The following is a 12,010-nucleotide window of genomic DNA, read 5'->3' as shown; positions in this document are numbered from 1 at the left end:
CACGGCAAGGAGCCGTCATGGAGGTGGTATCGGGCAGATTTAGGGCGCGACGTGATGTAAAGACGTCAAGGAGCGGTTCACCTTTCGGTTCGCTAGATTTGAAGAGTACTTGATTGCGACCGTACCAGAAGTGGTGGTGTTCTCTAGCGCGGTCAGTAGATCCCCCACTATCTTGTTGAGCTGCTGAGAGATGTTCAGCAGCCTGCGTAATTGCCGCCTTTTGCGTAAGTCGAGGGGGCCCATTTTTGTTTGAAGATCTGAGATTGCCGGTTCGAGTCTGTCGCGCGAGTGCTCCATGAATTCTCTGAAGCACTTGATTGCGAGCTCTTTCTGCTCTTCCAGTGATCCCCGCGGCTGATTTCTTATAGCGTTAAAATGGCCTGCTGCATAAAAGAATTTTTCGATGTTCTCCAGAAGTGCATCCTTGAGGGCATTTTGAGCGACTTGCCTAGCTTCCTTTATATCGTCCAGTTCATCTCTCGTGGGTAATTCGTACCCTGGTCCACTGTGAGTCAGGGCGCTCCAGGCGCGGTCCCGCGCTTGCCGCTTTTGGCCCGCCTGACTTTCGCTAACAACTTCGTAGCCCGGTCCTCGGTGTGTCAAGGCGTCGATGAGGCGAGTGTTCATGCTTAGGCTCCGTTTTCTTCCGTTGCTGGAATAGCTGGGATGCTTCGAGTGTGAGATGGTGCCTCGTGAGCGCCCGGATGCGAAGTAGCTCGGTCCGTAGGCGCCACCCGTTGCCACTTATCAATAATTGCTAGTGCCCCGGCACCGCACATTAAGGCACCCCCTATGCTGAGGGGTCCGGATGCCGCCAAACCTAACGCGACACCGCCACCTAATGATATGCGAATTAATTCCATAGTTATGAACATGGGTGCGGTTGGGCCATTTTTCACCTTCCAAGGCCATTCGTTTCTGACTGCGAGATAGCGGTATAGAGTGGCAAGGGAAACAAGAAGCCCACCCCCGCTTCCGCAGCAGAGCATGACTTGCCAATGTGACACCGCATCATCCCCCCAACTCACCCAGAGTAACACCGCAACGCGATATAGTAGCGAGCTTTGGCGCATCTGTCACACGAACCGTGCACGCGGAGCCCCTAAGCGATCTAGGCGAAAAGATGATCTAGACATCGTCGCAACACTCATTCGATTCTGGCGTAATGGCGTTGAACGCAGGGGAGCAATGATGCTCCAAATGGGTTGGTTCGTTCGCCTCGGCAGAAGCAAGTGAGGGCGTATGCGACCAGGCGTGATTGTCGCGAGCGGATGCGAGCAGGCCCGTGCGCGTCAACGAGACCCCTACGGGCCATCGACGGGCCAAGGCCCGCTCGCGCCGACAAGTCTCGGGAAACGGTGCAGGTGAGGGGCGATCAGATCTTGTCCTCAGCGTGCTCTTGAAAACCGTCGTGGCAGCGATGTCACCGTGGGTTCAAATCCCACAGCCTCCGCACAGGTGAACGTAGTTGCAGGTCAGGTGGGGTGCCCCTCCCGAAGGGGCACCCCACCTTTCTGTGCCCGTCTCACCTCCGGCCCCCCGTATCCCGCTGTCGACCAGTGCGTGTGGTCAACCTGTGGTCAGGTTCTGGGGGTCGTGGTGCCGGTCACCTTCGGTCATACCCGCTGCTTGGCGAGGGCTTGGCCGATGAGTTCGTTGGCGTGGTCCTTCGAGCCGCGCAGGATCTTCGCGTAGAAGCGCCAGAGCACCGCGGGGCTGTGTCCGGCGCGGCGGGCGACCTCTACGGGGTCGACCCCGGCCTCGATCCACAGGGATACGCCGGCGTGGCGGAGGGAGTACGGCACGGCCGCGAGGGGTGTCCCCTGATCCTCGTGCGGCAGTGCCTTCTTGCGGGCCGCTTGCCAGATCTCTGTGTACTCGGTGGAGCGGACCCGGCCGCCCCCGGCAGCCCGGAAGAGCCGTCCGTCCGGGGCGACGCCGTAATGCTGTCGGTGCTCGCGTATCAGGCGTACGAGGACGGGCGGGATCGGCACCGGCCGGGTGGCCTTACGTGCTCGCCGCTACAGACCCCGCTCCGTAGCACGGTCTTGTGGGGTGCTCCCGTCGAGGACGAGGCCAGGACGATGGTGACGGTGGTCAGCGCTTCCGCGATGTCGGCCCGGTGTTTGGCGGCTGCTCGCGGTCGCTTCATCAGGGCGCAGGCGTGGTCCTACCAGGTGGGTGACGTCTTCTCGCGTAACTCACTGACGGGCGGGCCACATTCGAGCTGCTCGCCGCTCCTTACGGTGGACATCAGCTCGGAGCGTAGGCCGTAGCCAAGGGCGAAGCTGGTGAAGCTCTCGTAGTGGGTCCGTGTTCCTACGCGCCAACACGGTTGGGCTGGCGCGCCCTGCTCGGGCGGCTCCTGGCACTCCAGGTCCGTACGGCGTAGGTCAGCATGGAGCACCTCCGGGCGAGCACCTCCGGGCGCGCGCCCCGATTGAGGATCAGGTCGACAGGTCCTCGCAGTTGGTCGGTCACCACTGGAGGGGGGTGGTCACCGCGGCGCTATCACGTGGCCTGACCGCAGAGCCTGGTGAGCGCCTGCCGTTCTCCGTATCGGGCCACCGACGGCCTTCAGGTTCAGCTGTGTCTGTCACCCGCACAGGCCGGGGTCTCGTGTCCATCCCCCGAGGGCAGGACCGGGTTTTCGGTCGTCCCGCTCCCTGCCGAGCCCTTCTCCGCCCAAAGCTCCCAAGGCACGGCCACATCAAACGTTGGTTTACGGACTATTTTTGAGGATTGGTATAGTTATTAACCGGTTTGGTCGACTCGTCTGCTTGTCAAGGATGTGGGCAGGTACGGATGCGAGAGAAGGCGAGTTCGGCATGGCGGATTGGGTGAAGATCGCGGGCAGTCTCACTGCCATCTCGGCGGGGTCCAGGACCACTGTGTGGGGCGTGAACGCGGCGAGCGCCATCTACCGGTACACCAACTACGACGCTAACCCCTGGATCAACATCCCGGGGGGCCTGAGTGACATCGGCGCGGGCGCCGACGGCACCGTGTGGGGCGTCAACGGCGGCAACCAGATCTACCGGTACGCCGGGGATCAGGGGGCGCCGAACCCGTGGGTGGGCATCAGCGGCAGCCTGGTCCGCATCGACGCGGGCTCGCGGACGAACGTGTGGGGGGTGGACTCCGCCGGCGCCATCTACCGGTACACGAACCATGACGCCAACCCCTGGATCAAGATCCCCGGCGCGCTGAGTGACATCGGCGCGGGCGCCGACGGCACGGTGTGGGGCGTCAACGGCGGGAACCAGGTCTTCCGCTACACCGGGGACCAGGACGGCGCCAACCCGTGGGTCAACGTCTCCGGCAGCCTCAAGCGGATCGCGGTGGGCTCACGGACGAACGTGTGGGGCGTCGATCCCGCCGGGAGCATCTACCGGTACACCAACAACGATGCCAGCGGCGGCAACCCGTGGATCAAGATCCCCGGCACCGCCACCGACATCGCCGCCGGCGCCGACGGCACCGTATGGCACATCAACAGCGGCGGCGCCATCTACCGGTACACCGGCGACCAGCCGAGCTGACCCCTGCCCTTGCCAGCACCGAGGCCCCGGGTTGGGAACAGGCCGGGGCCGCAATGCTGCCCATGGCCGGGGCCGCGTCAGCGGGCATCCCCTACGGGCCATCGACGGGCCAGGGCCGCTCCCGCCGACAAGTCTCGGGAAACGGTGCAGGTGAGGGGCGATCAGATCCTGTCCTCAGCGTGCTCTTGAAAAACCGTCGTGGCAGCGATGTCACCGTGGGTTCAAAACCCGCAGCCTCCGCGGTAGTTGGTGAAGTTGCAGTTCAGAGCGGGTGCCCCGAGTCTCGGGGTACCCGCTCTCGCGTTGTGTGTCTCACCCCCGGCCGCCCGTATCCCCCCGGGCGGAGCTCCAGCCGCTCGGAGGCCGGCTGCCGTTCGGTTGGAGGTGAGTGGTCGCCGTCGCAGGGGGCGCCCGGCGGCGTTGCGGCCCGAGTACGGGTGGCGGCGAGGGCGGTAGCGGTGACGGGGGTGGCACAGCGTGGACGCATGGGGTTCCCTCCCGTTGCCGGTATCGGTGCGGAAGGGAGCTGCCCATGCCTGAGCCCGGTGGTGTGGCCCGTCAAACGAAGGGGTGCCGGCGAATCGATCCGTCCAGCGCTGTACGGGACGTCGGTCTCGGGTCACCCGCCGGGAAGGGGCCAATCATCGTCACAGCGCGGGGAGGGTGGAGGTGGCGATCCGGCCCAGGAGAGTGGCGAGTTGCCCGGGCATGGAGAGGAACGGCGAGTGGCTGCTGGGCAGCTGGTAGACGGATCCGGCGCGCGTGGCGAGCTCGCGTTGCCGGGACGGGTCGAGCGCCCGGTCGCGGTCGCAGACGACGTAGCTGGAGGGCACGGTGCGCCATCCTGCCGTGGTCACCTTCTCCGCGAAGGACCGTACGCTCTGCGGGCGCAGTCGCGCCACGGCACGGGCGGCATCGGCCTCGGGCACGTCGTCGAAGAGTATCCGCCGGGCGGCCTCATACGGCGGGGCGTGGTCAGTGTCGTCGTCCGGCACGGGCTTTCCGAGGTACGTGAAGACGCTCTCGCCCGCGTCCAGTTGGAAAGCGGCGAGGAACACCGCCTCGACCACGTTCGCGGCATCGGCGATGGCCTCCGTGGTGGGGACGCCGCCGTAGGAGTGGGCGACCACCACCACCGGGCCGTCGATACACCGGAGGCTGTCCCGGATGGCATCCGCGTCGTCCAGCATGCCCACCGGCCGGGCGCCGTCGGGCCGGCCGGCCGGGGGGTTGGCGCTGGGCAGGTCGACGGCGTGGGACCGCCAGCCGTCGGCGTCGAGCGCGGCGCGTACGCCGTCCCAGCACCAGGCTCCGTGCCAACCTCCGTGCACCAGCAGGAAGGTCGGTCGGCCGGTGTCAGCGTTCATGTGCGCTACCTCCGTTGTCCTAACTGTGGATGGCGCGAGACCGTGGCGCGCGAGCCGCCCCACCCACGGGTCGCGGGCCGAGTTGGCCGCACTCAGGGCCCCCGACGATACTGCGCGGCCCCCGCACCATCGGCGGCCGGATCGAACGTCCGGGGTGGCCGGCACGATAGGCGGCCGGAGAGCTGCGTGGTTGTGGACTCCCGTCGTCGCGACGGCTGTTGGGGTAGCCCCGCCGCTGAGCAGCGGGGGCGGTTTCGGTGACGGGTGGGTGGGTGGGCTGTCAGTTCAGGACCTGGGTTGTCCAGGCGTGCCGGTCCGTTCCGAGCAGGGTGAACTTCTTCAACCAGGCCTCGGGGCCGCCTACGGCGCGGTAGGCGTTGACGCCGTATTGCGATTCGGTGCAGACGCTGAGGCCGTGTGCCTGGAGGCAGGTCTGCTTGGCCTGCGGACGGTGGAGGCTGGGGGCGGTCGGGCCCTTTGCGGAGGGGGGCGGGCCCGGGCGGATCGTGGTGGTGATGGACATTCCGTCGACCATGAAGCCGACGCTGCTGGCCCAGGGCACGTGCTCGTCGTTCAGGATCCATTGCGCCTCGACGAACTCGGCGCTGGAGAGCCTCACCGCCGTGGGCACGCCACTGATCCGGTACGGCAGCGGAACCGCCCGGCGGGCCACCACGACTCCCTCGGCGATCCGGTGCATCGTCTGCGACGCGTCGGTCCCGGTCAGATAACTGGAGTTCATCTCGGCCCACCGGCCGTCCGCGGTCCGCCAGCGCAGGTACCACTCGCCCCCGGGTGCCCAAGCGGTCGTCGGGCCCTTCCCCACCCAGTAGGCGGGGCGGCCGTCGACGGGCGCCGCCGCTACCCGGTACTGCCGCGGGCCTCCCGGGTACCAGGGTCGCCCGGTGGACGGCGTGGTCCCCGCCGGGTAGACCCTGAGCGAGATGAGGGGCCCGGACGAACCGCCCTCGGGGACAGCGCCGTTGGCCCGTACGATCGTGCCGCCGTGATCCGGGAGGTAGTCGACCGCGTCGAAGCCGGCGGGGAGCCACCCGTAGGACGCCTCTACGACCAATGGGTCCGCGGTCGGCGCGGCGGAGGTGGTGGCCGCGGTCTGCGCGGGCCGCTGGGTGCCGCCGCCGGAGGGGATCAGGGACACCGCCGCGGTCGCGGCCACGGCGACCGCCACCGTGCCGACCGTCGCGAACCGCCTGCGGCGCAAACGGAGTCGGCCGTCCCGCACCGCCCGGGTCACGTCGATGCCCCTGCCCGGTGCTGCCGAGCCGGCCAACTCATCAAGCCCCCCGGCCAGTTCGTCGAGCATCTCGTCGGTCAGGTTGTCGGTGGCGTGGTCGTGCATCACAGGGTCCTCCCGGCGGCAGTGACGGAACGGGTGTCGAGCACCCGGCGCAGCGCCTGAAGTCCGCGCGCGGTCTGGCTCTTGACGTTTCCCGTGGAGCAGCCGAGCGCGTCGGCGGTCTGCTCGACGGACAGGTCGTGGTAGTAGCGGAGGACCAGGGTGGCGCGCTGCTTGGGAGGGATCGCGGCCAGCGCCCGCCGCAGGTCCAGCGATCCTTCCGGGTCGGTCGGCGGCGCCGGGGCCTCCGTTCCTTCGCGGGCCGACCGGCGCGACGTCCACCGCTGCCACGCTGAGCGTTGCTCCGCCAGAAAGGTGTTCACCAATACGGTCCGGGCGTAGCCGTCCGGGTTCTCCACGTGGCGCATCCGCCACCATTGGACGTACAGCTTGGTGAACGTCTCCTGTACGAGGTCGTCGGCCCGGTGCCAGTCGCAGCAGAGCAGAAAGGCCACTTTGCGCAGCCAGTCCGCTCTGGACTCGGCGAACTCCCTGAACTCCACTTCGCGCCCCTGCTCCGCCATGGATGGGTACTCCTTTCCGGGCGTACGACGCCGCTCGACACCCTGATGCGGGGAGGGTGGTGAAAGGTTGCAGGGGCCTGCGGCGCTTGTGGTCCGGGGCCGCGCCGGGCTGGCGGGCTGGCGGGCTGGCGGGCCGCCGCGCCCGGGCCGGGCCGGCCGGGTCCCGGAGGCGGTCCGGTGCGGTCCGGCGCCGAGCGGAAGGCTCTACGTTGCCGCTTGCGTGAGGGGCTAGGTGCGTTGGTGGGGCTGAGGGTTGTTTCCGGCGGGGTGGGGGTGTTGCTGTTGTTGCCGGGTCACCGGCCGGTGGGTGGCTGAGCGCGCAGTTCCTCGCGCCCCTTCGGGGCCCGTGGGTTGCTCGGGGGTTGGGTTGCTTGCGCCCCCTCGGGGGCCCTGGGTTGCTTGCGCGGTTGGGTTGCTTGCGCCCCCTCGGGGGCTCTGGGTTGCTTGAGCCGTTCCTTGGGGGCGGGCTACTGCGTTCTCGGTCAATCGTGTTGCGCGCTGTGCCGATGACCCGCGCTCGCGGGTCGCGCGAGGCTGGGCGTCGGGCCATGCGGGCCGGTGGGGAGGGGGCGCGCGGTGCGGATCGTCTGTGTCGACCAGGGCCGGGAGTGGGACGTCGACGTGCGGTTCGGGCGGCCCGATGCCACCCTTGCCGATCTGGCCGCCGCCGTCGGGATGCGAGGCCGGGTGCTCGCCGTCGACGGACGGGTGATGCCGCCCGAGACAGTGGTGCGCGAGTCCGGTCTCGTGCACGGATCCCGGGTGGCCGCCGCCGGTGGGCCCGTGGTCGGCCGGGCCGGGACAGGGGAGTCCGTCGTCGGTCGGTACGCCGCGGCCGGGCCGTCGATCGGCGCCCCCCTGACCGACGGCCCCATGACCCGCGGGCCCGCCGACGCGCTGCGGAAGCCGGGGCCCGTCCTGTCGCTGATCGGCGGCCTGGAGGCGGGCCGCAGCGTCCCGTTGCCGGCAGGCCGTACCGTCGTGGGGCGCGGCGAGGAAGCCGACGTGCGGGTGGTGGCCTCGGGTGTGTCACGCCGCCACGCCGCCTTCGACGTGCTGCCCGACGGCCGGGTCACCGTCACCGATCTCGGCTCGGCGAACGGTACGGACGTGGCCGGCCGCAGGATCCGCGCGACCGCGCCGGTGCGCCCCGACGACCTGGTCTCGCTCGGCGGTGAGCTGCTGCTCCGCGTCCTTCCCGCCGACCGGCTCGGACCGGTGCAGCGGATCAACGCCGTACGCGAGGCCGGGCCCGGCGGGACGCTGCCGTTCAACCGCCCGCCACGGGGCGGGCGTCCGGCCGCCGCCGCGCCGATCGCGGTTCCCGCGCCCCCGGCCCGTACGCACAAGGCCCCCTTCAGCGTCGCCGCCCTGCTCGGCCCGCTCGCCATGGCCGCCGCGATCGTCGCGCTGACCGGCGACCCGCGCTACGCGGCCATCGCGGCGCTCACTCCCGTGATGTTCCTGGGCAACTTCGCCGAGGAGCGGCTGCGCGGCAGGTCCACGCTCCGCCGGGGGAGCCGGGAGTACGCGGCCCGGCTCGCGGAGTTCGAAAGCGCGGTGGAGCGCCGGCACGCCGAGGAGGTGCGCCTGCGCCGCGCCGCGCACCCCGATCCGGCCGAGGTACGGTACCGGGCGGCGGCCCCCGGGACCGCGCTGTGGGAGCGGCGCCCGGCCGCCGCGGACTTCCTCCACCTCGTGGCGGGCACGGCCGACCTGCCCTGGGATCCGCCGCTGGAACGGGGCTCCGCCGAGCCGGCCCCGGAAGCGGCGGCCGTAATCGCGGGCAGATCCGTATTGCCGCAGGTGCCCGTGGTGGTCGGTGTCTCGGCGGGTGAGGCGGTGGGCTTCGAGGGCGACCGCAAGGCGTGCCTGGCCGTCGCCCGGTCCCTGCTGTGCCAGGCCGTGGTGGGCAGCGGGCCCGCGGACGTCACGGTGGCGGTGTTCACCGACGCCGACCGGCTCGCCGACTGGGACTGGACGAAGTGGCTGCCGCACGGCGCCGACGTACGGTCAGGGACCACCCGCCTGGCCGCCGTCGGCCATGAGCAGGCGGACACCCTCGCCCAGTACCTCCTCGCCGCGGGGCCGCCCGGGAAAGGCGGGTCGCCGATGAGAGCCGCGTCGCCGTCGAGAGCGGCGCCGAACGCCGCGACCGGCGGATCCGACCCCGGCCCGGTCCTGCTGGTGGTCGTGGACGGCGCCACTCTCCTCGAGGGCCGCCCCAACCGCCTGCGCGACCTGATCGCGAGCCCCTCCGTACGCTGCGGCGCGCTGGTGCTGACCACCCGGCTGCCCGCGCTGTGCACCTCCGTGGTCACCGCCTCGTCCGAGGGGACGGGGCAGGTCCGCGACGTCGCCCTCGGCACGACCGTGGAGCGCGTGCTGCTCGACGGCATGCCGGCGGCCGAGGCGCGGGACACCGCACGGGCGCTGGCCCGCTTCGAGGATCCCGAACTGCGGATCGAGGGCGCCGGGCTGCCGGACCGGATCGCGCTGCTCCCGCTGCTCGACCTGGAGCGGGTGGACGGCGCGGCGGTGGCGGGACACTGGAAGAAGCGGGCGCCCGAGCTGCGGGTCCGGGCGGTGCTCGGCGTCACCGAACGGGACGTGTTCACCGTGGACCTCGACGACGACGGCCCGCACGCGCTCATCGCCGGGACGACCGGCTCCGGCAAGAGCGAACTGCTGCGCACCCTCATCGCGAGCATGGCGGTCGACGCCGACCCGGAGCACCTCACCTTCGCCCTGATCGACTACAAGGGCGGCGGCGCGCTGGACGAGTGCGCCGCGCTGCCGCACACCGTCGGGCTGGTCACCGACCTCGACGAACAGCTCGGCGAACGGGCCCTGCGCTGCCTGGAGGCCGAACTCCACCACCGCGAACGGCTGTTGCGCGAGACGGGGCTGAGCCACGTACGCGACTACCAGCGGCTGCGGGACACCGGACGCGGCGAGCTGGAGCCGATGCCGCGGCTGGCCGTGGTCATCGACGAGTTCGCCACGCTGGTCAAGGCCCTGCCGGACTTCGTGGACGCCCTCGTGGGCATCGCGCAGCGCGGGCGCAGCCTGGGCGTGCATCTGATCATGGCGACCCAGCGGCCGGCCGGCTCCGTCAGCGACGCGATCAAGAACAACGTCAAGCTCCGTATCGCACTGCGGCTGGAGTCGGCCGGCGACTCGCAGGACGTCATCGACGACCCGGCCGCCGCGGCGATCGGCAGCCGGCAGTGGGGCCGGGCCTTCTACCGGCTCAGCGCCCGCGAAGTCCTGCCGGTGCAGACCGCCTTGGCCACCGGCGTCACCCCGGAGACGGCCGGCACGGTCCCGGCGACCGCCGTCCCGTTCCTGCTGGGCCTGCCCGCCACCGGGCCGGACGCCGGGCCGGGCGCCGGGCTCGCCACCGGCCCGGACTCCCGACCCGCCTCCGCGCTCGCCTCCGGACCCGCTTCCGGACCGCACGCGGCGGATTCCGGCGGCCCGACCGACCTGCCGACCGACCTGCGACGCCTGGTGGCGGCCACCGGGCACGCGGCGAAGCTGGCCGGTTTCGCCGCGCCGCGCCGCCCCTGGCCCGACCCGCTGCCCGCCGTCGTACCCGCCGCCGCTCTGCCGCCCGTGGCGGACCGCGCGCTCCAGACGGAAGCGGCGGGACTGCCGGCGTACGCCCTCGCCGACGACCCCGAGCGGCAGCGGCAGTACGCGGTCGGCTGGGATCCCGCGGCGGGGAACCTGCTGATCTACGGCGGCGGCGGTTCGGGCACCTCCACCGCGCTGGCCGCCCTGGCGCTGGCCGTCGCGCGGGCCCAGCCGCCCGAGCGGTGCCACATCTTCGCCCTCGACATGGGCGCGGGCGACCTCGCCCCGCTGGGCGGACTGCCGCACACCGGGGCCCACATCGGGCCGGCCGAGCGCGAGCGGCAGATCCGCCTGATCCGGCTGCTGCGCAGGGAACTCGACGAGCGCAAGGCACGCGGGGCCGGCCCGGCGCAGGCCGCCGAGCCGCCGACTGCCAGAGCGCCCGCTGCCGAGCCGCCGACCGCCGGGGCACCGGCCGCCGGATCGCCCGCCACCGACGCGCCACCCGCCGCCTCACCGCCCGCCCCCGACTGGCTGGTGCTCCTGGACAACCTCGGGGCGCTGCTGTCGGACTTCGACAAGGACCTCGCCGGGATGAACCTCATCGACGAACTCGCCCGGGTCTACGCGGACGGCCCCGCCGTCGGCATCCGCTTCGTCGTCACCGCGGACCGCTCCGGCGCGGTGCCGTCCGCGTGGGCGGCGCTGACCCAGCAGAAGCTGCTGATGCGCATGGCGGACCCCGGCGAGTACGGCTACTTCGACGTGCCGCGCGGCGCGGTCCCGGCGTACGTTCCCGGGCGGGCGCTGGTCGCCGCCACCCGCCAGGTGATCCAGATCGGCCTGCCCGCCGGGGACCTCGCCGCCGCGGTGGCCGCCTGCGCCGCCGGCCGGCCCGGCGCCGTCAGCACCGCGCCCCGCGTCGGCCTGCTGGCCGCCGAGATCCCGCTCCGCGCACTCGCGGCACCGGCGGAGGTGGCCGGCGAGCCCTGGCTGATCCCGGTCGGCCTCGACGCGGACACCCTCGGCGGCACGGCGCTGCGGCTGTACGAGCAGGAGCACGCGCTCATCGCCGGGCCGCAGCGGTCCGGCCGCTCCACCGCGCTGTGCACGATCGCCCGCCAGGTGACGGCCGCGGGGGACGGGCCGGGCGCCGCGCACGCGTTGGCCGCGGGGGACGCGCCGGCCGTCGTCGCGTTCGCCCCCCGCCGCTCGCCGCTGCGCGAACTGCCCGGCCTGACCGCGCTCGTCACCGGGTACGGCGCCCTCGAAGCGGCCCTCGCCCCGTACCCGGGCCCCACCCTCCTCCTCGTCGACGACGCCGACACGGTGGCGGACGACCTCGGGGTCCTGGACCGCTGGCTGGCCGCGGCCGGCCCCGGACACCACCTCGTGGCCGCCGGTCGCGCCGACGCCCTGCGCCGTACCTACGGCCACTGGACCCAGCACGCCCGCGGCAGCCGCTGCGGCATCCTGCTCGCCCCCGACCACGACCTCGACGGCGACCTGCTCGGCGCGACCCTGCCCCGCCACGACCGCCTCGCACCCCTCCCCGGCCGCGGCTACCTGGTCATCGACGGCATCGCGACCGGCGTCCAGGTGGCGCGCTGACAGCCGAGAACGGCTGCGCGCGGCGTCAGG

At 71.3% G+C, this 12,010-nt stretch carries 7 protein-coding genes; 2 read left to right on the top strand and 5 right to left on the bottom strand.

Annotated elements, in window-relative coordinates:
• Positions 1 to 39: 39 nt before the first annotated feature.
• Positions 40 to 627, bottom strand: a complete 588-nt coding sequence (locus tag OG519_RS16270; protein WP_405583898.1) for a hypothetical protein — start codon at positions 625 to 627, stop codon at positions 40 to 42.
• 989 nt (positions 628 to 1,616) lie between these two features.
• Positions 1,617 to 1,994: a hypothetical protein gene (locus OG519_RS16265; RefSeq protein WP_405583895.1), complete on the bottom strand. Its 378-nt coding sequence runs from the start codon at positions 1,992 to 1,994 to the stop codon at positions 1,617 to 1,619.
• 834 nt (positions 1,995 to 2,828) lie between these two features.
• Between OG519_RS16265 and OG519_RS16260 the strand changes: the two genes are divergently transcribed.
• Positions 2,829 to 3,542, top strand: a complete 714-nt coding sequence (locus tag OG519_RS16260) for a tectonin domain-containing protein (RefSeq protein ID WP_405583892.1) — start codon at positions 2,829 to 2,831, stop codon at positions 3,540 to 3,542.
• A 647-nt stretch (positions 3,543 to 4,189) separates the two neighbouring features.
• Here OG519_RS16260 and OG519_RS16255 read toward each other — a convergent pair.
• The 3 genes from OG519_RS16255 to OG519_RS16245 form a co-directional block, all read right to left on the bottom strand.
• Complete coding sequence (locus tag OG519_RS16255) at positions 4,190 to 4,909, bottom strand: alpha/beta fold hydrolase (protein ID WP_405583890.1); 720 nt, start codon at positions 4,907 to 4,909, stop codon at positions 4,190 to 4,192.
• A 280-nt stretch (positions 4,910 to 5,189) separates the two neighbouring features.
• Positions 5,190 to 6,269: a hypothetical protein gene (locus tag OG519_RS16250; protein ID WP_405583888.1), complete on the bottom strand. Its 1,080-nt coding sequence runs from the start codon at positions 6,267 to 6,269 to the stop codon at positions 5,190 to 5,192.
• Positions 6,269 to 6,790: a SigE family RNA polymerase sigma factor gene (locus OG519_RS16245; protein WP_405583886.1), complete on the bottom strand. Its 522-nt coding sequence runs from the start codon at positions 6,788 to 6,790 to the stop codon at positions 6,269 to 6,271. The genes OG519_RS16250 and OG519_RS16245 overlap by 1 nt, the downstream gene beginning before the upstream one ends.
• 576 nt (positions 6,791 to 7,366) lie before the next feature.
• On the opposite strand from OG519_RS16245, the gene OG519_RS16240 reads away from it, so the two are divergent.
• Positions 7,367 to 11,980 carry an FtsK/SpoIIIE domain-containing protein gene (locus OG519_RS16240; protein WP_405583884.1) on the top strand — a complete coding sequence of 1,538 codons (4,614 nt, stop codon included), beginning with the start codon at positions 7,367 to 7,369 and terminating at the stop codon, positions 11,978 to 11,980.
• Positions 11,981 to 12,010 lie beyond the last annotated feature (30 nt).

Source organism: Streptomyces sp. NBC_01190 (assembly GCF_045039895.1).
Taxonomy (GTDB): domain Bacteria; phylum Actinomycetota; class Actinomycetes; order Streptomycetales; family Streptomycetaceae; genus Actinacidiphila.
The sequence above is the reverse complement of the archived record's forward strand: the minus strand, read 5'-3'. Positions and strand labels throughout refer to the sequence as shown.